This window comes from Mucilaginibacter sp. 3215, from assembly GCF_050433785.1.
Taxonomy (GTDB): Bacteria; Bacteroidota; Bacteroidia; order Sphingobacteriales; family Sphingobacteriaceae; genus Mucilaginibacter.
In genome coordinates this window covers 55,686-80,317 of record NZ_JBNPWO010000003.1, presented here as the reverse complement: position 1 = coordinate 80,317, position 24,632 = coordinate 55,686, and the positions used below count along the sequence as shown (strand labels likewise).

Sequence of the window (24,632 nt, the reverse complement as noted above, 5' to 3'; positions counted from 1 at the left end):
ATTGTATGAATAATTTAGAAAATAAGGTCAGTGTGATTGTTGAAACACCAAAGGGTTGCGGTCACAAGTATGATTATGATGCGACTACAAATCAGTTCAGGCTTAAAAAGCTACTGCCTGCAGGTATGGTTTTTCCGTTTGATTTTGGTTTTATACCCGATACAGTAGGGGGTGATGGTGATCCGTTAGATGTGCTGGTCATATCGGAGATCAGTACTTTTCCGGGCTGTGTGATAGATTGCCGGCTGATAGGCGCCTTTAAGGTAGAACAAGCCAGCGCGGATGGGAAACGTTACCGGAACGATAGGTTGCTGGCAGTGCCCGTAGTATCAAAAATTTTTACCGATCTGCATGATGCGGCACAACTGCCGCACAGCCTTACCGACCAGATAGAGGCTTTTTTTACAAACTACAACCGCCTTGAATCTAAAGAGTTTAATTTGATGGAACGCCTTGGTGCAGAGGGCGCTATGGAACTTGTTAATAACGCAACTACCCACAATGAATAGTACTATATCAAATTAATAAAACCCAATCGCGCTTTAGCTGTAGTTATGATATAAACATTGTTGAATTTAAATATAGTTATTATGAAAGGTCAACAGGATTTTAAGAATAATGCTAACGCACAAGGCAAACCAACTGCCGATCGTGCCTTTACTAATCATAATGATGCCCAAAAGCAAAAAGGCATCAGTAACGCGGGCGGGCAACGCTCCGATCAAACATCAAGCAGGGATAGTGCCCATCATCCCGAAAGGAAGAAAGCTTAGTATTGTTATTTATAAAAGCGCCATTGCTTACCGGGTAATGGCGTTTTGCATTGAAGACCAATTAAACTGTAACAGCTTTTCTGGCTTCGGCCTCATCGCGGCTCATTTGTTTAATGTGTTCCCGGTGTTTCATGCCCCAATCATGCAATTCGCCTATTACTTTACTAAGCGAATTGGCATAATCTGTCCGCTCATAAATAACTGTCACGGGTGTGGTGTCGTAAACCGTTCTGGTTACAAAGCCATTCAGTTCCAGGTCTCTTAATTCTTTTGATAATACCTTGGGGGTAATTTCTTCCAAATCGCGCTGTAGTTCTTTAAAACGTTTAGGTCCGTTCATCAGGCTTACCAGCATAGGTAATTTCCATTTGCCGTTTACTACATAAAGCGCATCGCGCACTGCGTTAACACTTGCTTTACAGGCTTCTTTTGAGTGTGGGATATTTTTGTGGTCCATACTTGCTATCCTTAACGATACCGGTATCCTTTAGGATAGTAGTATCTTTTTGATAGCAAAGGTAGCTAAGTTTGCGGCAAATAATTTATAAAATGAAAACTGTTAAAATTTTTTACTGGATACTGACCGCAATTATAGCTTTAATGATGGCATTTTCATGCTACTCTTATTTAACAAAACCCGAAATGACTGCCGCTTTTCACCATTTAGGTTTCCCCGACTATTTTAGGGTTGAACTGGCAATTGCAAAGCTTATCGGCGCGATATTATTATTGGTACCTGTACCAGCAAGGTTAAAAGAGTGGGCTTATGCGGGATTTACTTTTGTGTTTGTTTCGGCATTTATAGCGCATACAGCATCCGGCGATCCGGTGGCAAATCGCGTTATGCCGTTGGTGTTTCTGGCAATTTTGGGAGGATCATATTTTTTTTACTATAAGAAGCAGCAGTAACTTGGGAGATGCAAACTAAGCATCTTCACCACCTCATTGCGAGGTACGAAGCAATCTCCCAAATTCAGAGCAGCTATGCAGGTCCTCCCTGTATAATTCGCGATTGCTTCGTGCAATGATGGTGAGAGAATATTTCGTTATAGTCACTTACGGCACCAGCAATTTCTCAAACTCCGTACTATCGCCCTTAAACACATTAAAATCCACAACATGGTTAATGCCGTTAACATGGGCTTTATCTGAATGCTGCCAGAATTTCCAGTTTGTTTTGTTGGATACAAGCAGCTTGGGCTGGTAGTAATGTGCAATCCAAAGGGTATAACCATCAAAATAACCTTCCAGGTAATCCTGGTAAAATTTTAGGTTGGTGTAGATGATAGGCTTGATGCCAGTGCGGGTTTCAATTGTTTTGATAAAACTCTCTAATTGCTCACGCATTTTTTCAGGACTGGTACGATATAATCGTTCCACGTCTACCACCATAGGCAGGTCGCCTTTTTCAGTTTTTACGGTTTGCAGGAAAAATTTGGCCTGCCATACACCACTTTTTTGCGGCAGGAAAAAATGATAAGCTCCGCACAGTATTCCGGCCTTAGGTGCTTCGCGCCAGTTACGCTGAAAATATGGGTCGACGCTTAGCACGCCCTCGGTAGCTTTTATAAATGCAAAATTGATATGAACATCGCCCTCGCGCATGGCCTTTACCTGTTTCCAGTTAATGCGGCCCTGGTATGAGGATACATCAATGCCGTATACTGTATAGCCATCGGGGATATGAATATTAAAGTCCTTGTATTTACGATAATGCGTGTCTTCCCCGGCATCCATGATCCACCGCCAGGTAGCGCTGCCAAATTTTAAAATATAGCCATAATAAAAAGGAGAAAGCAGGATGAGCAGCAACGCGCCTATAGCCACTATCCACTGGGTGGAGAAACTGGCCTGCTGTTTTGCTTTAACTACCGGCTTTTTACGGGCAGGTGCTTTCTTTCTTACGGGTGTTTTCTTTTCAGGAGCAGGCACGCGGTAAAATTACAAAACGAACCGGGATTTGGATGGATTTTTCGGATTCACCGGATTTTCTTAACTCATTTTGATTTTAGATCGATAAGCTACCGGGCAGCGTGCAAATCAAATCCCTTAAATCTCGAAAATCCACCCAAATCCCGGTTCAAGGTTTTACATTCCCTTAACAAAACAATTTCTATATTTGTAAGGTAAACTTACAAGTTTAACTGATTAATTATATGAGCGACGAAAAAGAGATCCAGCTGGCTTCGGAACTACGGCTTATTATAGGCCGGCTGAGTAAAAAGATCAGGAAGACTTCGGCCACTGCCGAAAGGCTTTCGCTGACCGAACGATCAACCATGGCACTGATCTTTCAGCATGAAGAGATCCTGCCTAACGAGCTGGCAGCTATGGAGAAGATCACCACACAATCCATGTCGCAGGTATTAAGTAACCTGCTCAATCTCGGGCTGATCAAAAGGCGCATCTCCCAACAGGATAAACGCAAGGTGATCATTTCACTTTCCGAAGAAGGGATCAGCCTCATCCATAAATCAAGAAGTGAAAAAGATGAATGGCTTAACCGCGCCCTCGAAGCTACCTGCACTGCCGAAGAGCAGGAGATCCTGAAAAAAGCGCTGGCACCCCTGGCCAAACTTGTTGACTTTGATTAATAAAAACTGACAGAAAGGGATAAATGAGTAAGTTAAGTACATTCAGCGCTTTTAAAAGCCGCAACTATCGCCTGTATTTTGCCGGGCAGTCCGTTTCATTGTTGGGTACCTGGATGCAAAAAACCGCCGTAAGCTGGGTGATCTATTCGCAAACACATTCCAAGTTTATGCTTGGATTAAGCTTATTTGCAAGCCTGTTCCCGTCTTTCCTGTTCTCGTTTCTGGGTGGTGTGGTTTCTGACAGGTATAACCGCTTTAAAGTGCTGCTGGTTACACAGGTGGCGTCAATGATACAGGCCGTTTTACTTACGGGGCTGATGTTTTTCGGTTATTATTCAGTTTGGGCCATCATGGCTTTGACTGCTGTTTTAGGGCTGATCAATGCATTTGATGTGCCGGCAAGGCAATCATTGGTGTATGAAATGGTTGATGATAAGTCCGATTTGCCTAACGCGCTTGCACTTAACTCGTCAATGGTGAACCTGTCGCGTTTGATAGGGCCGGGGATAGCGGGCCTGATCATTGAAAAATTTGGCGATTCGGTTTGTTTTGGAGCTAACGCGGTAAGCTTTATTGCGGTAATTGGTTCGTTACTGATGATGCGTTTGCCTAAAGTTGCTGTTAAACCTCATGGTAAAAATGTACTTGCCGATCTGAAAGATGGCTTTGAATACATTCAAAATACTCCTACTATAAAGTTCATATTGTTGATGCTGGCTTTAGTAAGCCTGCTTGTACTCCCTTTTAGTACGTTGATCCCGGTGTATGCCAAAGATATATTTAAAGGTACAGCGTCAACCTTTGGTGTAATAGACAGTATAATAGGCCTTGGCGCTTTTGGCGGAGGGGTTTTCCTGGCCTCATTAAGTGCCGGTACCGATCTGAAAAAGATCCTCGCTATCAATACGCTGGTATTTGGCATAGGATTGATAGCGTTTTCACATATGCACAATTATCCCGTCGCGTTGATTTTTTCAGCTATTACAGGTTTTGGCATGATGTCGCAGATCACTATAGGTAATACTATTATCCAAACCACGGCAAGCCCGGAAATGCGCGGCCGGGTAATTAGCTTTTATGCTATGTCTTTTTTTGGAATGCAGCCGCTGGGCGGTCTGCTTATTGGCGCGGTTTCGCAAAAGATAGGCGTGCCCGATACCGTTATGGCCGAAGGCATGATAGCAATGCTTTTAGGGGTTTTACATTTTGCCTTTTTAAGGCGCAGCAGGCTTAAAAACAAAGCTATGGAAGCCATGCAGCAGCCCGCCGAAGCGATTTCTTAAACATTAAACAATAAAACTCACCATGATAACTACACTTGATCAAAACACAGCACTTGTGCTTATAGATCTGCAGAAATACATTGTACAACTTTCATGTGCCCACCCAATGGCCGGCATTTTGGAAAAGTCGGCTGAATTGGTTGAAGCTTTTCGCAAGGCCGGTAAGCCTATTGCCGTTGTTCATGTAGAACCAACAGGTGCGGCTTTTAAAACAAGACGCGACAACAAAGGAAACAGCATGACCGAACTCCCCGCCGACTGGAACGAAATAGCTCCCGAAATTAAAACCGAACCAACAGATATTTTTATCACCAAAAAAACCTGGGGCGCTTTTTATAATACAGGGCTGCATGAAGAACTGCAAAAAAGGGGCATTACACAAATTGTACTGGCTGGAGTAGCCACCAGCATAGGTGTTGAAGCTACAGCCCGCTCGGCCAACGAGCATGCCTACAATATAGCCTTTGCCAGTGATGCCATGACCGATAAGTTTCCCGAAGCGCATGCCCACAGCTTTAAATACATTTTCCCGAGAATAGGGCAGGTGGGTACTACCGCCGAGATTATTGAGAAGTTGGGATAGATGAGGGTAAGTGTATAATAGGACGCATCTTTGCTTTGTATCTGCCCTTAGTAAGTTGAAGAACCCAGACTTACGAAGTTTCAAAAGTCTTATTCTTCTGGTCATCCATTCTTTGTGGTTCTACTTTTTCGGCGAACAAACAATCTCCATGTAATAGGCATTTATAGTTAAATTAGCAGTGTGGATATTGCTACTAAACCGCCTATGAAAAAGATCTTCCCGCTTAAATTCCTGGTAGTTTTAATTCATTTGCAGGGATTGTTGATTTGTTTTGCGGGCGAAGCTTTTGCGCAGGCCGATTCGGCGAAAGTCACCGTAAATAGTCCTGCATTTATCTCACCCGCTGTTCAGCGCTGGGACGACCGTGTCATGATCGATCTGCAAAATCAACGCACACCCGGCCAAACAGGTTTTTTCATGTCCCTGAGCAAGAATGTTTTGTACGGCGATATCGGGATCCCGGCGGGCTTACTGGTAGGAGGTATTGCAAGCAATAATAAAGAAATGCGCCAAAACGCGGGCTACGTGGCCAGCAGCACGGCCATATCATACGGTTTTATGCTGCTGATCAAGCATCTGGTGAAAAGGCCGCGGCCATTTATTCAAAATATCAATATCACGCCGGTTTACCGGGCGGGCGGTACCTCGTTCCCCTCGGGGCATACTTCATCAAGCTTCGCTACGGCTACGGCTTTATCGGCAGCTTATCCTAAATGGTATGTGATAGCGCCATCTTTCTTTTGGGCGGGCGCCACCAGCTATTCAAGAATGTATCTCGGGGTTCATTATCCTACCGATGTGGCTGCCGGGTTAACATTAGGGGCGGGAAGCGCGGCGGCTATGTCGTTTTTGAAGAAATAGCAAGATCATCGCGCAACTTATTGCCTGAAAGTCTTTTAGTTATGATTTAATCCCTATCTTTAGTTATCAATTGTCAGATATATGATTGCCATACTTGATTTTTTAGCTGGATTATTACTCACCGACTGGAAGCGTATCCACAGGCTTAAATGGAACCGCAACAGCTAAGTATACACTTAGCTTCCCGGCATTTTCCAACTATCTTCGGTTAAAACAGGATTAAACTCGATAGAGGTCGTGTTTGACACCAGTTTGTTTTTTCCATCGGATGATTCGGTGGTAGCAGGATAGATGATGCCATTGGCTTTTGTGAAATCTTTGTAGATAGAAATATTAGCAGGCGCTGAATTGATGGAGTAAGCATTTCCTTTCAGGCTATAATCACTACCAATCAGGTACAACAGTTTATTCTTACTTCTGTAAAAAGTGACGATATAATCATCGCCCGATGCGGATACTGTGCCTGTAAGGAAAGAGCTGTTTAGTTTTTTATGCAAGCCCAGGATCCCCTGGTACAGGCTTAAGGTTAGTTCGTCTTTTTCATCCTGCGTTAAAGGCTTTTTTGTGCCGTTCATCCATTGCCAGCCTTCGTTTCCGTCCAGCTGTTTTACCAGTAGTAACTTCCCGTTCTGCCTTACTTCTGCACGGATCCTGTTATTAAGGATATCGGTTAAAGCGATAATTTGCATGTTACCTGTTACCGTAGCCGTTTCCCTAACAGTTGTTAACTTGTCTATGTTTTCGCCACCATATTGTGCCCTGAGTTGGGTAAGCAGACTGGCTGGCGCAGGCAGGCCGGTTGTTGCAGGTTTACTTGTATTTGTCTTTGAACCAACGGTGGTTCTTTGTGTAATTGCAGGCTTTTCTTTTTCGTCGTCCTTTCTGAAATAGAATTCACCATTCAACAAAACCAGGTCTTCTTCATTTGGCGGACTGTAAAAAAAGCTTTGTTTGGCAACAGTGCCATTACCAAATGTTAAAGTTATTTCTCCATCGCCCAATTTATAAGTTCCGCTGGTTTTACCATTTTTTTCAAATTTACCACCTATAGTACCGCCCACTGCATCACCCGTTACACCAACAACGCTCGACCGTTCTGTTGAAAAATTTCCTTTACCATCAAAATAAATTAAATCAGAAGAAAAAGCGCCCACCGCCGGCATTCCCGTACCTATTCCCCCACTGGTGGAAGCGCTTCTTTTTTCATATAGCCCGGCAGGGATAACAATTACTTTTTTAACCTTATACAAGGTATGTTTTATCCCTGCTGTACTTTCAAGGTGTCCATTAGCTGCCAGTTTATATTTTTTGTTTTCGTCGCCGTTTTTAAATGTGAGTTGTACAAGGTTGTTCTTAACTGTGTAAAAACCGCTGGATTTCGTTTTCCAGTCCGCCTGGCTCAATGCGTTATTGAAAGTGCCATCGCTCCGGAAACTGATCACGATATTGTTGATCTGCATGCCGTTAAAAGGCGTGTTGTATAACTCTGCACCAATGTATACGCCATTGAGCGTTGGTGATTGTGCGCACACTAAAGAGGTTTTTACAATAAACAGGCACAGGAAGAGAAGAAGGTTTTTTGTCATCAGGTAAAGAACCCGAAAAACTGTACCAAAGAACCTGTAGTAAAATTAATTTTCCGTTAAATCTTTAAAAGATATGATATTTTCTTCGGTGAGATAAATACGTATATGATATATTGATTGTATTCTTGATTGATAACAAAAAACAAGGGCGGCACCATTTGGTACAGTTGATGTATAGAAATTATGCCATCTGTCGTCCGGCGAATAAGATTAATAAAGTTGATCATTAAAAAAATTAACATTATTTAAATTAAAAAAGTAATATCTTGACCTCAATCGTTCTCATAGCTTGCCATAAACAACGGCAGATGATAACCTATATAAAATGAATACAAATATTGATCAAAACGGCTCAAGAAAGATAGGATTAGTGCTGTCTGGCGGGGGGGTAAGAGGGGTGGCCCATTTGGGGGTGATGCAGGCCCTAACCGATTATGGTATCAAATTCTCGCATATCTCGGGCACAAGTGCAGGCGCAATAGCTGCGGCTTTTTTTGCAGAGGGATATACCCCAAAAGAAATTTTACGCGTCATCAAAGACAACAGCCTGCTCAAATTGCTGCGCCCGGCATTTGGCAGCAACGGTTTGATCTCAATAACACATGCCAGGGTATTGATCAATAAATATATTCCGCATAATTCATTTCAAAGCCTCAAAACACGTGTTACCATTCCGGCGGTCGACATTGGAGAAGCAAAACTGGTTTATTTTACCGAGGGCGAGTTGGATATAGCAATTTTAGCGTCATGCTGTTTGCCAGGTATTTTTAGGCCCATCATCATTAACGATCATATGTTTGTTGATGGCGGCATACTCAATAATTTTCCGGTTGAACCATTGGTGGGTAATTGTGACCTTATCATAGGTTCATGCTGTAACCATTTACCTGTTGTTTCAACAATTAAATCCTTTGTGAACCTGGTTGACAGGGCGGCCATGATAACGATTAATTCGGGCCTCAATGCGCATAAAATGTTGTGCGATATAGTTATCGAGCCGCGTGGCTTGGGTGGTTATGGTATTTTTGATACCGATGCCGCCGAAGAAATTTATATGATAGGATATGAAGAGGGTTTAAAAACCATCAACAGCAACGAAAAGTTAAAAGAGGTTATACAGGCTCTAAAAAGTAAAAAACCTATCTGAAAACGATACAGCACTGTAACGAAAGATTGACACAGTAGTGGGCAAAAATCTGAAAACGGATTTGGTAATGTTTTAAAATAGATGGAAATTGCTCAAAACGTTGTACATCATAAAGTATTTAATTGATGTTAATAATCTTTAAGATGTGTACAAATTTCTCTGTGTTATAGCACCTTAATCATACAAACTCAATAAACTATGAAAAAAGTAACGGGCCTTGGAGGCGTATTTTTTAAATGCGACGATCCGAAAAGTATGAACGAATGGTATGTCAAAAACCTTGGACTGCCTTCCGGCCAGTACGGAACAACGTTTGAGTGGCGGCATGCAGATGATCCGTCGAAAATAGGGTCCACCTCCTGGTGTACGTTCCCGCAGGATACCCAATATTTTAATCCGTCCGCCAAGCCGTTTATGATTAATTACCGGGTAGAAAATATCGTTGCGCTGGTAGACGAATTAAAAAAAGGTGGCGTAACCATTATTGACGAGATTGCTGAGTATGATTATGGCAAATTTGTTCATATTCTCGATCCGGAAGGGAACATTATTGAGCTTTGGGAGCCAGGCGATGAATCGGAGCCGGATAGTGCTGCGGGATAATTTAGTTCTAAGTTGAAAGTCTTGAGTTCTAAGTCAGGATTTACCCTTATCGACTTAGAACTCAAGACTTTCGACTTAAGACTTCTGACTAACGATCAGGGAAACTTAACCCCGTTATAATCTGATATATTCACCTCTGGTATTGATGAGTTGTATTTATCATTAATAGCCTTAATAAACTCATTGGCCACAATTGCATAGCCCCGCGGTGTAAGGTGAACCCCATCCAATGAGAACAAACCGCCGCTGATGTAATTTGAGTTAACGCTTACACCGTCAACCACCAGACCGTTCAGTTTAACATTTTGCAGAAAGGTATAGGCATCAAATACCGCCAGGCCTTTTGCTGCAGCTATAGATTTTATGGTGGTGTTATAAGAAGTTACATAATCCCCGGTAAGGGCAACCTCCTTTTCGTCAAGTACATATTGGTTATCTATCGGCGTATAAGGCGTTAAACCGTAAGGCAGGTTGCCGACAGGTGTTGCAACAGGCTGCCCGATCTTGCTTGTGGGGAAGGTAAGTACGATAAGATCGTTAGGTGTTGCTGCACGTGGCGCATAAGTACTGCCAGAAACCAGCGCGTTAATATACAATGCTTTTGCATTCGGGTTGGCTTTTTGCACCCCGGCCAGTATTGCAGAAACGGTGATGGTATTAAAATAAGGTATTGAGGTTACATCGGGTACGGTTGCAACTACGCCTTTCTGCCCCTTGGCAGTGAGGGTGTTGATCAATACATTATACAAGGCAGCAAAAGTGTTTTTATCTGTCAGCACGTCGCCGGCCCCACCGGATGTGGCGTAACTTAACGCGTCATTATTCCCCAGCCAGTTTGAGAAGAAAGTGAATGGCTTCGACATTACAAAATCAAGATAGGTGGTGGAGTTTGTTGGCGCGTTACCAGGCAGCAATCGTTCAAAATACCCGTTAAGGTTGCCATAAGGTGCGTAGGTGATATGCATCAGCTTAATGCCGGGCACACCGTAATTATTGATATCGCCGGTGTATTTGGTATATAAAGTCACGTTTCCGAAGCCGGGTACAGGCAATAAGCCGCGTACTGCCAGATTGGTAGTTACAGGAGTTGTAATTGGTGTGCCATCGGCATTAAAGCCGGTAAGTGATAAATACCCGGACCCATTTGCCTGTGCCGTGCTGAATAGCGGTTGCGTAAATGCGTTCCCTCCAACCGATTGCATTTGCTTGCCGATGATGCTGGGATAGGATACCTGCTGACCTGCAAGATATAAGCCCCCATCGGCATAACCGGCAGTGAGCGAATTACCTAATGCAATGTATCGTGAAAAATCAACAGAACCTGCGGACGGCTTTGGCGTATGGATTTCGGGCTTGCAGGCACCTAATAACAGTAACCCTGCAACAATATAAATATGTAATTTAAACGTTTTCATGAACTGATTTCTTTAAGGATTACCAATGATAGGCTAATGAGATACCTGGTATATAAACATCGGTTTTAAATGTTCCCGATAGCTGCGATTCGATATTGGTTTGGGTGCGTTGCATCAGGTGCTCGTACTCAAAGGAGATATCTATATCGAGGTGCTTGGCTACGGTATAACCTAAGCCCAGGGTACCATAAACCCGGTTAGCATCCGGAGCTTCGGGGGTTACATAGCCATCTAAAACAGCGGTGCCGCCATAGCCGCCGCCAAAACGCAGGGCCAGTTTATCGGTAGCCTTATATTGAGCGCCCCCGCGTAAGCTAAACGCCTGTTGATAATTCCGGGCGGAGTGGGTGTCCTGTAACACAGCCGTATTATTTTTATAATCAAACGATAGCGTTTTATAACTATCCCAGTTTACAAGGTTAACATCCAGGGCCAATATCCATTTGCTGCTGGGGTAAAAGCCGAAACCGATGGAGTTAGTGGCTGGTAGGGGTATGGTTGAACTAAAGGTATTGGGCTGAGGGAAATTGCTTTGCAGCGATGCAGGCACAGTAAAAATAGCGTTCCCTGCCGAAATTGTGGTATTTACCTGCGACCGGTGTGTGATCCCTATGGTAATACCTGCTTCCGTTTTGAAGTAAACGCCCGCGTTCCACCCGTAGCCCTTACCGCTGCCTTTCAACCGGGCCTGGCCTGCGTCGCCGTTGCTGTTTGCCAGTGGAATGGCCCGCGTCAGATCAACGCTGCCATGGTTATATACGAAGCCTCCGCCGACGCTAATCCAGTCGGCCAGTTTTATGCTTAGTGTTGGTTGAATATAAATGGCTTTCAGGTCGAGGCTTTCCAGCACATATTTGCCCTGCCAGGTATTGCCCCAGTCGGTTAAGCCGCCAAAAGGGGTATAAACGCCAAGTCCAAGTTTCCAGAAGGAAGACTTAGGGCCCCATACCGCATAAGCATGGAACGGAGTAGCAACTTTATTAGAAGTATGGTCCTGTATTGATGTCCCTGCGGGGTTGAAAACAGATTTGAACAGTAAAGGGCTTATTCCTCCCTGTATGTAATTTTCGGGCAGCATGGCTACCGCGCCCGGGTTAAAAAATACGGAAGCGCCATCCTGTACGATACCCGTACCTGTATGGCCCATTCCTATTTGCTTTTGCCCCCCAAGGTTCACCTGGAATCCCTGGGAAAAAGCTAACAGCGGTGCTGCGGTGAGCACCAATAGTAGAATTTTTCTCATAAAAATATAATTGGTTCGTGACAGGAAATTGCTTGTAGGTTACAATTTGAAACTGTCAGGGATAAAATTAGTTTGGATTAAAAAGAAAAAAAGGGCTATAATGCGGAGATATTAGTCAAAAAGTCGGATAAAGCTTATTTTTAATATCAGATAAGAAAATTGCTTTACAATCGTCTTTAATAAATACAATAGTTAAAATTATATATCTAAACTATATGAATAATAAAGTTGGACAATTAAGCCTGTCGAAATTTGCAGATCTTTATGCAGACAAGCTGGCTGGTGCCGATTTTTTTGTTGTTGACGAAAAGCAATTATTGAGCCTGAGCGAATATCCTTATCGTTCGGACGGTTATATTATAGGCATTTGTACCAGGGGCACAGCCAAAGTAGAAGTAAACCTGCAGGTTTACGATGCCCGGCCGGATGCCATGCTTCTGGCAACCCCCTTTCATGTTTTGAGGATTTACGATAGCAGTGCCGATTTTTTATGCCGGTTTGTTGTTTTCAGCAAAGCCTTTTTAATCGAAAATAACGCCAATAGCCATTTCCTTGAATCATTCAGTTATTTTAACAGCGCATCTATCCCGGTAATTTATCCGGGCAATGCCGATGCCAAAATGATCCTGGAAATTTATTTATTGATCCAGCAAAAATTAGCGCGCGAAGGGCATCCTTATGATGTTGAAATATCCAGGAGCATTTTGATGACACTGCTTTATGAAATACAGGCCATTTACGAAAAGCAACACCTGATAATAAAAGGTAAACAAACCAGGAAACAGGAACTAAACGTGCTTTTCCAATCCCTCATTTTCCATCATTATAAAGAACATCGGAGCGTGCAATACTATGCCGACGCGCTGTATGTATCTCCCAAACATTTAACCGAAACCATTAAGGAAGTAACCGGGAGAACCGCGGGGGAATGGATAGACGACGCGGTAATATTGGAAGCCAAAGTATTACTGCGAAATCATGAGATCAGCATTGCACGCGCGGCCGAGAGCATCCATTTCCCCGACCAATCATCGTTTGGTAAATATTTTAAGAAACATACCGGCATGTCGCCTTCTGATTATAGGGCGATATCTGCGCATTGATTGTTGTCGTTTAGACAAAAACATCTCATTGCAAATAACGATCAGGGCACCTGGAAAAATCGTGATAACGTATAAAATATTTTTTAGCGATGGCGCGAGGGGTTGCGTTAGGGATGGGAGCGGATACCGGCCTGTGGCTAAGGCCTGTGTAGTATGAGCGTACAGCCCGGGCCGCAGGCAACGCCATAATTAATGCGGATCCTGTAATGTATTTGATAATCAACTACTTAAAACATATCCATTATAGGCGGAGTGTGATAATACACAGAAGTGTACCCATCTCATGTAACATGCAAAGCCTTCGCTCACGAAATAAACTAAGGGATAGGTTAATCTTTCTATCAATGACACTTTTTTCCTCTGAGCACTTCTGCTTTATCCATATACCACATTTTCAAACCTGATCATCCCCTCTTCTTTCCGACTTTTTGACTAATATCTCCGCATTGCTGCCCTTTCTTTGGCTTCATAATGCCTCTAATTTTACTCCTGATTATAAACCAATAAAACTTTATGAATGCCACAGAACCGATGAAAGCCATAAAAGGAGGGGAGTTTCTGATCAGGGAAACTTCTGCGGAAAGCGTTTTTATTCCTGAAGAATGGAATGAAGAGCAGTTGATGATCGCCGAAACATGTACCAATTTTTTGGCACAGCAGGTAACACCAAACCTGCAGCGTATTGACGAGCAGGAGGAGGGGTTAATGCGCCATTTAATGGACGAAGCCGGTGCGCTTGGATTGTTAGGTATATCTGTACCGGAAGAGTATGGCGGTTTTGGTAAAGATTTCAAAACGGCCATGCTGGTTACAGAAAAGTTAGGTGCAGGCCATTCATTTTCGGTTGCTTTTTCGGCGCATACAGGTATAGGTACCCTGCCTATATTATACTACGGCAATGATGCCCAAAAGCAAAAGTACGTCCCCAAACTGGCCAGCGGCGAATGGAAGGGGGCTTATTGCCTTACTGAACCTGCTGCGGGCTCAGATGCTAATTCGGGTAAAACCAGGGCAAAGCTTTCTGCAGATGGTAAGTATTATCTTATCACCGGGCAAAAAATGTGGATCACCAATGCTGGTTTTGCCGATGTGTTTACGGTTTTTGCCAAGATAGATGACGATGAAAACCTGAGCGCGTTTATTGTTGAAAAGGATTTTGAGGGTCTTTCGTTAAATACGGAAGAACATAAAATGGGGATCAAAGGGAGCTCAACACGGCAGGTGTTTTTTAATGATTGTAAAGTGCCGGTTGAAAACCTGCTTTCCGAACGGCAAAACGGTTTTAAGATAGCCGTTAACATTCTTAATCTTGGCCGCATTAAATTAGGAGGCGGAACAGTTGGGGCCAGTAAGGATGTGATCACCTCATCGGTACGTTACGCCAATGAGCGGGAACAGTTCGGTCGCGCTATTTCCAAATACGGGGCGATAAGATATAAACTGGCCGAACAGGCTATCCGTACCTACGCTGCTGAATCGGCGGTATACAGGGCCAGCCAGAATATGGAAGAGGCTACAGAAATGTTAATGGCATCGGGTCTTGATGAAAACAAAGCCAAACTGAAAGGCACTGAGCAATTTGCCATTGAAGCTGCAATTTTAAAAGTTCATGCTTCTGAGGTTTTGGACTATGTAACTGACGAAGGTGTGCAGATCTATGGTGGTATGGGATATAGTGCCGAGGCACCGATGGACAGGTCGTACCGCGACTCGAGGATCAACCGGATCTTTGAGGGCACCAATGAAATCAACAGGTTGCTAACCGTTGATATGATGCTGAAACGCGCCATGAAGGGGGAGCTTGACCTGATGGGACCGGCCCAGAAAGTAGCCGGTGAATTGATGAGCATCCCCGATTTTGGCGCAACCGAAGAAGATGGCCTGTTTACTAAAGAAAAGAAATACATAGCCAATTTTAAAAAGGCCATATTGATGGTAGCCGGTAGCGCTGTTCAAAAACTAATGATGCAATTGAGCAAAGAGCAGGAAGTATTGATGAACCTGGCCGATATGCTGATAGAGCTTTATGTAAGCGAATCGCTGCAATTGCGGGTAGAGAAATTGGTTGGCCTAAGAGGCGAAGAAGCCTGTAAAGAACAATTGGATATGATGCGGGTGTACATCAATGACGCGGCCGAACATATTGCCAAATCGGGTAAAGAAGCACTGAACTCATTTGCCGAAGGCGATGAAAGAAGGATGATGCTCATGGGACTTAAGCGTTTCACCAAAACCGAAGATATTAATACTACCCAGGCACGCAGAAATATCGCTTCAAAATTGATTGCTGAAAATAAATATTGTTTTTAGTGCTGCGTTTAAGCTAAAAAAAATCCCCTCTTGAGAGGGGGCGCGAAGGAACGAGTGATAGCAGGGGTGTGTTTATGCTGTATGCTTATCAAAGCAGAGACACACCCCTCCACCCCTCTCAAGAGGGGAATCGCACAATCCCCTGCCTTTTACGTTAAACGCCAATAACGACGATCCCGCTGTTATTTTCCGAATAATATCAACCTGAAAAACAAAAATCTAATAATGAGAATATTAGTGTGTATAAGCCAGGTGCCGGATACCAGCACCAAAATTGTATTGAAAAATAACAATACCTCGGTTAACAGCGATGGTGTTACTTATGTGATCAACCCGTATGATGAATGGTACGCGTTGATTAGGGCTATCGAATTAAAAGCAAGCGGTATCGCTACCGAAATTCATTTGGTAACAGTAGGTAAAGCAGATGTTGAACCTGTGATCAGGAAGGCGCTGGCTTTGGGTGGTGATGAAGCTATCCGCATTGATGCCGAGAGCAATGACGCTTATGAAACTGCCCATTATATAGCTGAATATGCCGCCGGTGTTGGTTATGATCTTATCTTATGCGGCAAAGAGTCTATCGATTACAATAACGGAACTACAGGTGCCATGCTGGCCGAATTGCTTGATCTCGATTACATTGGTTTTGCAACTGGGATCAGCATAGAGGCCAATACCGCTGTGATAAATCGTGAAATAGAAAGCGGTGAAGAAACAGATGCCTGTAATTTACCGCTGGTTATTTCCTGCCAGAAAGGTGTTGCCGAAGCCCGCATTCCTAACATGCGTGGCATCATGGCAGCACGTACGCGTCCGTTAAAGGTCATTACGCCTTCAGGAATAGCTGCTGTAACCGAAATACTGTCATATGAATTGCCGCCTGCCAAGGCCGGTATCAAGCTGGTAAGCCCGGATGATATGGATGAACTGGTAGAGCTGTTGCATACAGAGGCAAAGGTTATTTAATAATCATATTTATTACCCGGTGTGCGCACCACAGATGTTTGGAAGATGAAATTACCTCTAAAAAATATGGCCTGTCCGATCTGTATAGCTACGAGATTGCTTCGTCGTTTCTCCTCGCAATGACATTGCTTTTTAAACCAACATTTACAACTGATCTGTATCTTCCGCACACCCATGATGTGCGAGCTGGAGTATCTAACTAAAAAAACAAAAAATGTCTGTAATAGTATTGGTAGAACATACCGAAGGAATTATAAAAAAACAAAGTTTTGAGGCCGTGCAATATGCCGCTCAGATAGCCAAAAAAATGGGAACCACAGTAACCGCAGTTGCTTTAGGCAGCGTTGCAGTTGCCGAAATGGAAAACCTTGGCCAGTATGGTGCTCAAAAAGTGCTGCACGTTGCCGATAGCCGGTTGGACGAGTTACATTCAAGGGCCTATGCCGGCGCCTTAATAGCCGCGGCACAAAAGGAGAATAGTAAAGTAATTATAACCCTTCATGATATTAAGGGCAGGGCGGTAGCTCCCCGGGTGGCCGTGAAGTTAAAAGCAGGCCTCGTAGCAGGTGCACTTTCACGTCCTGATCTGGACAAGGGATTTGTGATCAAAAAAGCCGTGTTTTCGGGCAAGGCATTTGCCTATGTAAATATTTTGAGTGATGTAAAGGTAATTATGTTGATGCCGAATACATTTCCACCTGAAAAACAGGAGGGTAAGGCAGTTGTTGAACAACTGGATGTAAGTTTTAGCGAAAAGGATTTTGGTGTAAAAGTTAAGTCGGTAAACAAGGTAACCGGCGAGGTTCCGCTGGCCGATGCCGAGCTGGTTGTTTCGGGTGGACGTGGTTTAAAAGGTCCCGAAAACTGGGGCATACTGGAGGATCTGGCAAAAGAATTGGGTGCCGCGACAGCCTGCTCGCGCCCCGTGGCCGACTTGCACTGGCGACCGCATCACGAACATGTGGGGCAAACAGGTGGCACCGTTCGTCCAAATCTGTATATAGCGGTAGGAATATCCGGGGCTATCCAGCACCTGGCCGGGGTTAACGGTTCAAAAACTATTGTAGTGATCAATAAAGATCCCGAAGCTCCGTTTTTTAAAGCAGCCAATTATGGGGTAGTTGGTGACGCGCTGGAGGTTTTGCCACGACTGACTGCTGCCGTAAAAAAGTTTAAGGAACATCATCAATAAATAATCAGGGTTATGGAGTTTTTTTATGAAGGACAGGTGCTGTGGTCGCAGATAGATTCGAACCAGCACATGCGGCATTCTGCTTATGCCGATTTTGCGGCGCAGGCCCGGATAATTATGCTGGAAAATCTGGGCTTAAAGCTGCCAACACTTTATGAATACAAAATAGGGCCGGTATTATTCAGGGAAGAGATGATTTATCTCAGAGAAATAGGGATCAATGAGCAGATCGGGGTAACCTGTGAGCTTATCAAATCCCGGCCTGATGGTTCGCGCTGGGCAATCAGGCATGAACTGTACCGGGGCGATGGTGTTAAAGCTGCAATAGTAAATGCCGAAGGTTCATGGATAGATATGGAAAAGCGTAAGTTGGCCATATTGCCCTCCGAACTAAGCCAGATGTTTATGAAGGCGCCCCGGAGCAGCGATTATGTAGAAGATGTGAACCCGGCCTGAATAATTTAATATAGCAATTAACCGAAAAAAATAATCAGCTTTAAGCTTTATGCCTTCCGCTTTTAGCTTTTATATAATTTAACTATGACTGATCTAAATAGTGCTTTTGAAGAAGCAGTTAAACAAAGTAAACAATTGCCCTCAAAACCTGACAATGAAACATTATTACGCCTGTATAGTTTATATAAGCAAGCAACGGAAGGCGATATAAATACAGAAAACCCTCCGGGTATGTTTGATTTTGTAGCTAAAGCAAAATATGATGCCTGGCTAAAACAGAAGGGCACTACCGGCGATCACGCCATGCAGCAATATATCCAGCTTGTAACGCAATTATCAAATAAAACCAGCTAACTTTAATTCCGAAATATTGACAAATGTTTCCGCCGTTTAGACCTTTATAAAGCGCCGCAGAAATAGATATTTGTTATTATAAACCATCCCGGTAACTATGCCGGGACTAAATTATTTAACCATTTTATAATTCTACTCTGTCTCTTTTTAGGTGGCTTCTGATACCCGTATTGATATGGGGTAAATGCGACAGATGATCTAAAAACCGACTTGTTTTTAACGATAAAAAACACCTAAGACAATGTCAACATCAAAAAAACATTTCACCCGTTTTGTATTAATCCTGCTAACTATTGTGGCGGTAAGCATCAACGCAAAAGCGCAAACCGATAAAATTGAAGGTTTATGGTACAACGATGTAAAAACCGCCAAAATCCAGATCTCTAAAGAAAGCAACGGTAAGTTTTATGGTAAGGTGGTATGGCTTAAGGAACCATTAAAAGATGGGAAGCCGAAAGTTGACGAAATGAATAGCGACGAAAAATTACGTTCAAGGCCGAGGCTGGGCTTACCCGTACTGGCTGATTTTGTGAAAGATGGGGATAACAAATACTCGGGCGGAACAATTTACGATCCTAATAACGGCAAAACATACTCCTGCAAAATGACCTATAAAGGTAAAACCCTGGATATCCGCGGATACATTGGCATTTCGCTTTTCGGGCGAACAACAACCTGGTCGCGGGCAGAGTAAACTAAAGATAAAGAGTTTTAATAACACAAGCAGATACTAATGAATGCTAAACGAATTATAAAAAAGGTTGCAGTATTGGGGTCGGGAGTAATGGGCAGTCGTATCGCCTGCCACTTTGCAAATATCGGCGTACAGGTACTGTTGCTTGATATTGTACCCAAGGATGCCCCGGAAGATAAAAAAGCGCGGAATAAAATTGTTAATGACGCGCTGGACTTCGCGTTAAAGTCAAACCCCTCGCCCATCTACCTTAAATCATTCGCAAAACGTATCATAACCGGCAATTTTGAAGATGATATGCCCAAAATTGCGGATTGCGACTGGGTGATAGAGGTAGTAGTTGAACGGCTGGATATAAAACAACATGTGTTTGAAACAGTAGAAAAATACCGGAAACCCGGCACGCTGATCACTTCCAATACATCCGGTATCCCGATACATTTAATGGCAGAAGGCAGGAGCGATGACTTTAAAAAATATTTCTGTGGAAGCCATTTCTTTAATCCTCCCCGGTATTTAAAACTACTGGAAATTATTCCCACAAAAGATACGTTAGCGGGCGTTGTGGGTTTTTTGATGGATTATGGCGCAAAATACCTGGGAAAAACTACAGTGTTAGCCAAAGATACGCCGGCATTTATCGGTAACCGCATCGGGGTTTTCAGCATTATGAGTGTGCTGCATTATGTGCAGCAAACCGGCATGACGGTGGAAGAGGTTGATAAATTGACAGGGCCGGTAATAGGTCACCCAAAATCGGCCACCTTCCGCACCAATGATGTGGTAGGTTTAGATACGATGGTACACGTTGCCAACGGTCTTTACAAAAACGCTCCTGATGATGAGGCAAGGGAATTATTCAAAATTCCTTCATTTGTTGAGGGAATGCTAAAAAATAACTGGCTGGGCAGCAAAACCGGCCAGGGGTTTTATAAGAAAGAAAAAGGCGAAGGTGGAAACCAGTTTTATGCGCTCGATCTGAAAACGCTTGAGTACAAGCCCTCTCAAAAAGTAAAATTCGCTTCGCTTGAAACTACAAAGGCGGTTGATAACTTAAAAGATAGGCTCAGGATCCTGGTTGCGGCAAAAGACAAAGCCGGCGATTTTTACCGCGCTACCTTTTACCAGTTATTTGCCTATGCCGGTAACCGCATCCCCGAAATAGCCGACGAGCTTTATAAAATAGATGCTGCCACCAATGCAGGCTTTGGCTGGGAGCTGGGCCCTTTTGAAAAATGGGACGCGCTTGGTGTTGAGGAGACGGTAAAAGCCATGGAAGCAGCAGGGCACAAACCGGCCCAATGGGTATATGACATGCTTGCGGCAGGTGCAAAAAGCTTTTATAAAATAGAAGATGGCAAACGCTTGTATTATGATATCCCATCGAAAAGCTACCAGGTGATTCCCGGTACCGAGGGGCTTATTTTGCTTAACAATATCCGGGAAACAAATACCGTGTGGAAAAACAGCGGTACTACCATTACCGATATTGGTGATGGTATTTTGAACCTTGAATTTCATACCAAAATGAACACGATAGGCGGCGAGGTGATTGAAGGTATAAATAAAGCTATCACTCTTGCCGAAGCAAGCTACAAAGGCCTGGTGATCTCAAACGAAGGGGCCAATTTCAGTGCCGGGGCCAATGTGGGTATGATATTTATGATGGCTGTTGAGCAGGAGTTTGATGAACTCAATATCGTGATCAAAGCCTTCCAGAATACGATGATGCGCATCCGTTATTCATCGATCCCGGTGGTGATAGCGCCTCATCAAATGGCCCTGGGTGGTGGCTGCGAAATGTGCCTGCATGCTGATAAAGTGGTAGCTCATGCCGAACTGTATATGGGTTTGGTTGAGTTTGGTGTTGGTTTGATTCCCGGAGGTGGAGGAACGAAAGAGTTTGCCCTGCGCCTTTCAGACGAACTACAGGAAGGTGACGTAGAACTCAATAATTTCCGTGACCGTTTTTTAACCATCGGCCAGGCAAAAGTATCCACTTCGGCTTATGAGGCTTTTGAATTTGGCTATCTTAAAAAGGGTAGGGACGTTGTTGTGGTATCCCGCGAGCGGTTACTTGCCGAAGCCAAACAACAATGCCTGCAGATGGCGAACGAAGGGTACATACAGCCTATTCCGCGCGGAGATATCAGAGTGCTGGGTAAGCAGGCCCTGGGTTTAGGTTATGTAGGGGCAAATACCATGTACAGCGGTAATTACATAAGCGAGCACGATGTGAAAATTTCGCAGAAACTGGCTTATGTGCTTTCGGGCGGCGATCTGTCCCAGCCTTCCATAGTGAGCGAGGAATATTTGCTGGGGTTGGAACGTGAAGCCTTTGTTTCGCTTTGTACCGAAAAGAAAACGCTTGAACGGATCCAATCCATTTTAACCGGCGGAAAAGTGTTAAGGAACTAATTTTTTTAAGTATAAAATCTCAATAAAATGAACGCATATATAGTGGCAGCCAGCCGCAGCGCTGTTGGAAAAGCTACCCGGGGCGGGTTTAGGTTTACCCGTCCGGATACGCTTGCGGCAGATGTGATCAGGCATCTGCTGGCATCGGTGCCTAATGTTGATAAAGAGCAGATTGATGATGTAATTGTAGGCAATGCTACACCCGAAGCCGAACAGGGATTGAATGTTGCGAGGCTGATTTCATTAATGGCGCTTGATACCGATAAAGTACCCGGTATGACGGTGAACCGCTATTGCTCGTCGGGGTTGGAAACAATTGCGATAGCATCAGCAAAAATACACAGCGGCATTGCCGATTGTATTATCGCGGGCGGTGTGGAAAGTATGAGCCTGATCCCGATGGGGGGCTGGCGCATTGTTCCTAACGCCGATATTGCCCTTGCCCATCCCGATTATTACTGGGGCATGGGCCTTACTGCCGAAGCTGTAGCTAAAGAATATCATATTGGCCGCGAAGAGCAGGACCAGTTTGCCTACAATTCACATCAAAAAGCCATCAACGCTATTAAAGAAGGCAAGTTTAAAGATGAAATAGCGCCGGTAAATATTGTGGAAACCTATGTAGATGAGAGCGGCAAAAAAGCGAAAAGAGAGTTTAAGGTAGATACGGATGAAGGTCCGCGCAGCGATACCTCAATTGACGCGCTGGCAAAGCTTAAACCGGTATTTGATGCAAAGGGCGTGGTAACTGCCGGCAATTCGTCACAAACCAGTGATGGGGCGGCCTTTGTCATGGTGGTTAGCGAACGTTTTATGAAACAGAACAACCTTAAACCCATAGCCCGGCTGGTTAATTACGCCGTTGCAGGTGTGCCGCCGCGGATCATGGGGATAGGTCCGCTGGTGGCTATCCCCAAAGTGTTGAAAATGGCCGGGATGAAACAACAGGATATTGAGCTGATAGAATTGAATGAGGCTTTTGCTTCACAATCATTGGCCATAGTAAAAGGGTTGGAGCTTAATCCCGACATTGTAAATGTAAACGGCGGTGCCATATCCCTTGGTCATCCGCTTGGCTGTACCGGGGCTAAACTTTCTGTTCAGCTTTTTAACGAATTGAAACGACGGGAGAAAAAGTATGGCATGGTTACCATGTGTGTAGGCACCGGGCAGGGCGCGGCGGGTGTATTTGAAATGTTATAGTAATTTACCTTTATCTAAACCATTGCAAGCATGGAAAAGGCGACAAGATTGTTTGATTGCATGATTACCCAGGCTAAGGAGCCTAAGGTGGATCTTTTGAATGCGAAGGAGAATGGTTCCTGGCGGTCATACAGCACCCAAGAAGTGCATGCCATGATCAACCAGCTATCCGCGGCCCTGTTGGCCCTGGGCGTTTCGGGCGGTGACGGCACTACCGAAGGCCGCGATAAAATAGGTTTGATAAGCAACGGCAGGCCCGAGTGGATCATAACCGATCTGGCAGTACAGCAAACGGGAGCCATACTGGTCCCGCTATACCCAAATACAGGCACTAAAGAAATTGAGCAGATCCTGAACGAGGCCGAAGTGAAATATGTATTTGTAAGTAGCAAAGATTTATGCGATAAGGTTAAGGAAGTTCATTTAAATATCCCCTCGTTAAAAGGCATATTTACTTTCGATAACATCGATGGCTGTGATTATTGGGGCACATTGCTTAAACCTTTGCAAGAAGAGTATCAGAAAAAAATACAGCAGATAAATGATCAGATCACCGAAGATGATGTGGCAACTATCATTTATACTTCGGGCACTACGGGCAGGCCAAAAGGGGTAATGCTTACGCATAAAAACATCATGACCAACGCCTCGGCATCCGGCGACATTCTTAGCCGGATCCCCGTTACAGAAAAACGTGCTTTGAGTTTTTTGCCCCTGAACCACATTTTTGAAAAGATGTGTACCTATGTTTATCTGTACTACGGTTTTTCTATTTATTACGCCGAAAGTATGGACACCATAGGCGCAAATATGAAAGAGGTAAAGCCTTCACTTTTTACAGCCGTGCCCCGCTTGCTCGAAAAAGTATTTGAAAAAATTATGGTGCAGGGGCAGAAATTAACCGGTATTAAAAGGAAGATCTTTTTCTGGTCGGTAAAACTGGCCGAAGCTTATGAAATTAATAATACCAGCCTGCCGTATAAGATCAAACTGGCCATAGCCGATAAATTGGTTTACAGCAAATGGCGTGCTGCTATAGGCGGAAATATAAAAGCCATCGTAGTCGGCAGTTCGGCCTGCCCCATAAAACTGGAAAGAATTTTTACCGCAGCTAATATTGTGATTATGGAAGGTTACGGGCTTACCGAAACATCGCCTGTAATTGCTGTTAACTGTTATGAAAAAAGCGAGAGGAAATTTGGTACCGTAGGTCGTTTGCTGAGCGGTGTGCAGGTGAAGATCGCCGCTGATGGCGAGATCCTCTGTAAAGGCCCGAATGTGATGCTGGGCTATTATAAAAACCCTGAACTAACGGCAGAGGTACTGGAAGACGGCTGGTTCCATACCGGGGATATAGGCGAACTGGACCAGGATTCGTTCCTGAAAATAACAGACCGTAAAAAAGAGATCTTTAAAACCTCGGGCGGTAAATACGTGGCCCCGCTACCTATCGAAAATAAGATGAAGGAAAATTATTTTATTGAGCAGATGATGGTTGTTGGTGCGGAAAAGAAATTTGTCGCGGCGCTCATTGTACCATCTTACACCCATTTAAAACCCTGGTGTAAGGAAAATGACATCACTTTTTCATCCAATAGCGAATTGGTTAAAAATGCGAAGGTTATTGAGCTTTATCAATCCATTATCAATAACTATAACCCAGAATTTAATCATGTTGAGCAGGTGAAGAAGATAACCTTGCTTCCCAACGAATGGTCGATAGATAGCGGTGAGCTTACCCCTACAGGTAAAATGAAACGGAAAGTGATCACCGAAAAATACAAAACCGAAATAGATAAAATGTATCCCTGCGAAGTAAGTGAGGATCCAACTCTTGTAAGTTAA

24 protein-coding genes are annotated in these 24,632 nt (G+C 44.0%); 19 read left to right on the top strand and 5 right to left on the bottom strand.

Going from position 1 to position 24,632, the window contains the following annotated elements; all coding sequences use genetic code 11:
- Positions 1–5 precede the first annotated feature (5 nt).
- Together ABIC84_RS06845 and ABIC84_RS06840 are read left to right on the top strand one after the other, a co-directional pair.
- Positions 6–509 carry an inorganic diphosphatase gene (locus tag ABIC84_RS06845; RefSeq protein WP_429263101.1) on the top strand — a complete coding sequence of 168 codons (504 nt, stop codon included), beginning with the start codon at positions 6–8 and terminating at the stop codon, positions 507–509.
- An 81-nt stretch (positions 510–590) separates the two neighbouring features.
- Positions 591–773: a hypothetical protein gene (locus ABIC84_RS06840; RefSeq protein ID WP_176623380.1), complete on the top strand. Its 183-nt coding sequence runs from the start codon at positions 591–593 to the stop codon at positions 771–773.
- A 61-nt stretch (positions 774–834) separates the two neighbouring features.
- Here ABIC84_RS06840 and ABIC84_RS06835 read toward each other — a convergent pair whose 3' ends face one another.
- Positions 835–1,230: a winged helix-turn-helix transcriptional regulator gene (locus ABIC84_RS06835; RefSeq protein WP_429263100.1), complete on the bottom strand. Its 396-nt coding sequence runs from the start codon at positions 1,228–1,230 to the stop codon at positions 835–837.
- Positions 1,231–1,322: 92 nt separating this feature from the next.
- Here ABIC84_RS06835 and ABIC84_RS06830 point away from each other — a divergent pair, with 92 nt between their 5' ends.
- Positions 1,323–1,682, top strand: a complete 360-nt coding sequence (locus tag ABIC84_RS06830) for a DoxX family protein (RefSeq protein ID WP_429263099.1) — start codon at positions 1,323–1,325, stop codon at positions 1,680–1,682.
- A gap of 147 nt (positions 1,683–1,829) precedes the next feature.
- Here the strand turns inward: ABIC84_RS06830 and ABIC84_RS06825 are convergent, their stop codons facing one another.
- On the bottom strand, positions 1,830–2,705 hold the full coding sequence (locus ABIC84_RS06825) for a glycoside hydrolase family 25 protein (RefSeq protein ID WP_429263098.1): 876 nt from the start codon (positions 2,703–2,705) through the stop codon (positions 1,830–1,832).
- Positions 2,706–2,929: 224 nt separating this feature from the next.
- Between ABIC84_RS06825 and ABIC84_RS06820 the strand changes: the two genes are divergently transcribed.
- From ABIC84_RS06820 to ABIC84_RS06805, 4 genes are all read left to right on the top strand, one after another.
- On the top strand, positions 2,930–3,367 hold the full coding sequence (locus tag ABIC84_RS06820; RefSeq protein WP_429263097.1) for a MarR family winged helix-turn-helix transcriptional regulator: 438 nt from the start codon (positions 2,930–2,932) through the stop codon (positions 3,365–3,367).
- A gap of 23 nt (positions 3,368–3,390) precedes the next feature.
- The gene (locus ABIC84_RS06815; RefSeq protein ID WP_429263096.1) at positions 3,391–4,650 is read left to right on the top strand and encodes an MFS transporter; all 1,260 of its coding nucleotides are present in this window, start codon (positions 3,391–3,393) and stop codon (positions 4,648–4,650) included.
- Between the two features lie 22 nt (positions 4,651–4,672).
- Positions 4,673–5,233, top strand: a complete 561-nt coding sequence (locus ABIC84_RS06810; protein ID WP_429263095.1) for an isochorismatase family protein — start codon at positions 4,673–4,675, stop codon at positions 5,231–5,233.
- A 204-nt stretch (positions 5,234–5,437) separates the two neighbouring features.
- On the top strand, positions 5,438–6,094 hold the full coding sequence (locus ABIC84_RS06805) for a phosphatase PAP2 family protein (protein ID WP_429263094.1): 657 nt from the start codon (positions 5,438–5,440) through the stop codon (positions 6,092–6,094).
- A gap of 176 nt (positions 6,095–6,270) precedes the next feature.
- Here the strand turns inward: ABIC84_RS06805 and ABIC84_RS06800 are convergent, their stop codons facing one another.
- A complete protein-coding gene (locus ABIC84_RS06800; RefSeq protein ID WP_429263093.1) occupies positions 6,271–7,680 on the bottom strand; it encodes a hypothetical protein in 1,410 nt (469 codons plus the stop codon).
- Between the two features lie 325 nt (positions 7,681–8,005).
- Between ABIC84_RS06800 and ABIC84_RS06795 the strand changes: the two genes are divergently transcribed.
- A complete protein-coding gene (locus ABIC84_RS06795) occupies positions 8,006–8,827 on the top strand; it encodes a patatin-like phospholipase family protein (RefSeq protein WP_188833119.1) in 822 nt (273 codons plus the stop codon).
- Between the two features lie 198 nt (positions 8,828–9,025).
- Entirely contained in the window at positions 9,026–9,430 is a 405-nt protein-coding gene (locus ABIC84_RS06790) for a VOC family protein (protein ID WP_426580647.1), read from the top strand.
- Positions 9,431–9,525: 95 nt separating this feature from the next.
- Here ABIC84_RS06790 and ABIC84_RS06785 read toward each other — a convergent pair whose 3' ends face one another.
- Together ABIC84_RS06785 and ABIC84_RS06780 are read right to left on the bottom strand one after the other, a co-directional pair.
- The gene (locus ABIC84_RS06785; protein ID WP_429263092.1) at positions 9,526–10,845 is read right to left on the bottom strand and encodes an SGNH/GDSL hydrolase family protein; all 1,320 of its coding nucleotides are present in this window, start codon (positions 10,843–10,845) and stop codon (positions 9,526–9,528) included.
- 19 nt (positions 10,846–10,864) lie between these two features.
- A complete protein-coding gene (locus tag ABIC84_RS06780) occupies positions 10,865–12,088 on the bottom strand; it encodes an OmpP1/FadL family transporter (RefSeq protein ID WP_426580645.1) in 1,224 nt (407 codons plus the stop codon).
- Positions 12,089–12,303: 215 nt separating this feature from the next.
- Here ABIC84_RS06780 and ABIC84_RS06775 point away from each other — a divergent pair, with 215 nt between their 5' ends.
- The 10 genes from ABIC84_RS06775 to ABIC84_RS06730 all read left to right on the top strand — a co-directional run bounded on the left by ABIC84_RS06775 (position 12,304) and on the right by ABIC84_RS06730 (position 24,632).
- The gene (locus ABIC84_RS06775; RefSeq protein WP_112651847.1) at positions 12,304–13,191 is read left to right on the top strand and encodes a helix-turn-helix domain-containing protein; all 888 of its coding nucleotides are present in this window, start codon (positions 12,304–12,306) and stop codon (positions 13,189–13,191) included.
- A gap of 513 nt (positions 13,192–13,704) precedes the next feature.
- Positions 13,705–15,501 carry an acyl-CoA dehydrogenase family protein gene (locus ABIC84_RS06770; RefSeq protein WP_429263091.1) on the top strand — a complete coding sequence of 599 codons (1,797 nt, stop codon included), beginning with the start codon at positions 13,705–13,707 and terminating at the stop codon, positions 15,499–15,501.
- 225 nt (positions 15,502–15,726) lie between these two features.
- Positions 15,727–16,470, top strand: a complete 744-nt coding sequence (locus ABIC84_RS06765; RefSeq protein ID WP_429263090.1) for an electron transfer flavoprotein subunit beta/FixA family protein — start codon at positions 15,727–15,729, stop codon at positions 16,468–16,470.
- Positions 16,471–16,684: 214 nt separating this feature from the next.
- Positions 16,685–17,662 carry an electron transfer flavoprotein subunit alpha/FixB family protein gene (locus tag ABIC84_RS06760; RefSeq protein WP_429263089.1) on the top strand — a complete coding sequence of 326 codons (978 nt, stop codon included), beginning with the start codon at positions 16,685–16,687 and terminating at the stop codon, positions 17,660–17,662.
- 12 nt (positions 17,663–17,674) lie between these two features.
- The gene (locus tag ABIC84_RS06755; RefSeq protein WP_413322265.1) at positions 17,675–18,118 is read left to right on the top strand and encodes an acyl-CoA thioesterase; all 444 of its coding nucleotides are present in this window, start codon (positions 17,675–17,677) and stop codon (positions 18,116–18,118) included.
- 84 nt (positions 18,119–18,202) lie between these two features.
- Entirely contained in the window at positions 18,203–18,472 is a 270-nt protein-coding gene (locus ABIC84_RS06750; RefSeq protein ID WP_429263088.1) for an acyl-CoA-binding protein, read from the top strand.
- A gap of 241 nt (positions 18,473–18,713) precedes the next feature.
- On the top strand, positions 18,714–19,166 hold the full coding sequence (locus ABIC84_RS06745; RefSeq protein WP_429263087.1) for a DUF2147 domain-containing protein: 453 nt from the start codon (positions 18,714–18,716) through the stop codon (positions 19,164–19,166).
- Positions 19,167–19,205: 39 nt separating this feature from the next.
- Positions 19,206–21,584, top strand: a complete 2,379-nt coding sequence (locus tag ABIC84_RS06740) for a 3-hydroxyacyl-CoA dehydrogenase/enoyl-CoA hydratase family protein (protein ID WP_426589685.1) — start codon at positions 19,206–19,208, stop codon at positions 21,582–21,584.
- 27 nt (positions 21,585–21,611) lie between these two features.
- Complete coding sequence (locus ABIC84_RS06735; RefSeq protein WP_429263086.1) at positions 21,612–22,787, top strand: acetyl-CoA C-acyltransferase; 1,176 nt, start codon at positions 21,612–21,614, stop codon at positions 22,785–22,787.
- Positions 22,788–22,817: 30 nt separating this feature from the next.
- Positions 22,818–24,632: an AMP-dependent synthetase/ligase gene (locus tag ABIC84_RS06730; protein ID WP_429263085.1), complete on the top strand. Its 1,815-nt coding sequence runs from the start codon at positions 22,818–22,820 to the stop codon at positions 24,630–24,632.

Bases quoted from the DNA above. Each gene is read 5' to 3' on its own strand.
- ABIC84_RS06845 (WP_429263101.1), top strand. From the start codon at position 6: ATGAATAATTTAGAAAATAAGGTCAGTGTGATTGTTGAAACACCAAAG.
- ABIC84_RS06840 (WP_176623380.1), top strand. From the start codon at position 591: ATGAAAGGTCAACAGGATTTTAAGAATAATGCTAACGCACAAGGCAAA.
- ABIC84_RS06835 (WP_429263100.1), bottom strand. From the start codon at position 1,230: ATGGACCACAAAAATATCCCACACTCAAAAGAAGCCTGTAAAGCAAGT.
- ABIC84_RS06830 (WP_429263099.1), top strand. From the start codon at position 1,323: ATGAAAACTGTTAAAATTTTTTACTGGATACTGACCGCAATTATAGCT.
- ABIC84_RS06820 (WP_429263097.1), top strand. From the start codon at position 2,930: ATGAGCGACGAAAAAGAGATCCAGCTGGCTTCGGAACTACGGCTTATT.
- ABIC84_RS06815 (WP_429263096.1), top strand. From the start codon at position 3,391: ATGAGTAAGTTAAGTACATTCAGCGCTTTTAAAAGCCGCAACTATCGC.
- ABIC84_RS06810 (WP_429263095.1), top strand. From the start codon at position 4,673: ATGATAACTACACTTGATCAAAACACAGCACTTGTGCTTATAGATCTG.
- ABIC84_RS06805 (WP_429263094.1), top strand. From the start codon at position 5,438: ATGAAAAAGATCTTCCCGCTTAAATTCCTGGTAGTTTTAATTCATTTG.
- ABIC84_RS06800 (WP_429263093.1), bottom strand. From the start codon at position 7,680: ATGACAAAAAACCTTCTTCTCTTCCTGTGCCTGTTTATTGTAAAAACC.
- ABIC84_RS06795 (WP_188833119.1), top strand. From the start codon at position 8,006: ATGAATACAAATATTGATCAAAACGGCTCAAGAAAGATAGGATTAGTG.
- ABIC84_RS06790 (WP_426580647.1), top strand. From the start codon at position 9,026: ATGAAAAAAGTAACGGGCCTTGGAGGCGTATTTTTTAAATGCGACGAT.
- ABIC84_RS06785 (WP_429263092.1), bottom strand. From the start codon at position 10,845: ATGAAAACGTTTAAATTACATATTTATATTGTTGCAGGGTTACTGTTA.
- ABIC84_RS06780 (WP_426580645.1), bottom strand. From the start codon at position 12,088: ATGAGAAAAATTCTACTATTGGTGCTCACCGCAGCACCGCTGTTAGCT.
- ABIC84_RS06775 (WP_112651847.1), top strand. From the start codon at position 12,304: ATGAATAATAAAGTTGGACAATTAAGCCTGTCGAAATTTGCAGATCTT.
- ABIC84_RS06770 (WP_429263091.1), top strand. From the start codon at position 13,705: ATGAATGCCACAGAACCGATGAAAGCCATAAAAGGAGGGGAGTTTCTG.
- ABIC84_RS06765 (WP_429263090.1), top strand. From the start codon at position 15,727: ATGAGAATATTAGTGTGTATAAGCCAGGTGCCGGATACCAGCACCAAA.
- ABIC84_RS06760 (WP_429263089.1), top strand. From the start codon at position 16,685: ATGTCTGTAATAGTATTGGTAGAACATACCGAAGGAATTATAAAAAAA.
- ABIC84_RS06755 (WP_413322265.1), top strand. From the start codon at position 17,675: ATGGAGTTTTTTTATGAAGGACAGGTGCTGTGGTCGCAGATAGATTCG.
- ABIC84_RS06750 (WP_429263088.1), top strand. From the start codon at position 18,203: ATGACTGATCTAAATAGTGCTTTTGAAGAAGCAGTTAAACAAAGTAAA.
- ABIC84_RS06745 (WP_429263087.1), top strand. From the start codon at position 18,714: ATGTCAACATCAAAAAAACATTTCACCCGTTTTGTATTAATCCTGCTA.
- ABIC84_RS06740 (WP_426589685.1), top strand. From the start codon at position 19,206: ATGAATGCTAAACGAATTATAAAAAAGGTTGCAGTATTGGGGTCGGGA.
- ABIC84_RS06735 (WP_429263086.1), top strand. From the start codon at position 21,612: ATGAACGCATATATAGTGGCAGCCAGCCGCAGCGCTGTTGGAAAAGCT.
- ABIC84_RS06730 (WP_429263085.1), top strand. From the start codon at position 22,818: ATGGAAAAGGCGACAAGATTGTTTGATTGCATGATTACCCAGGCTAAG.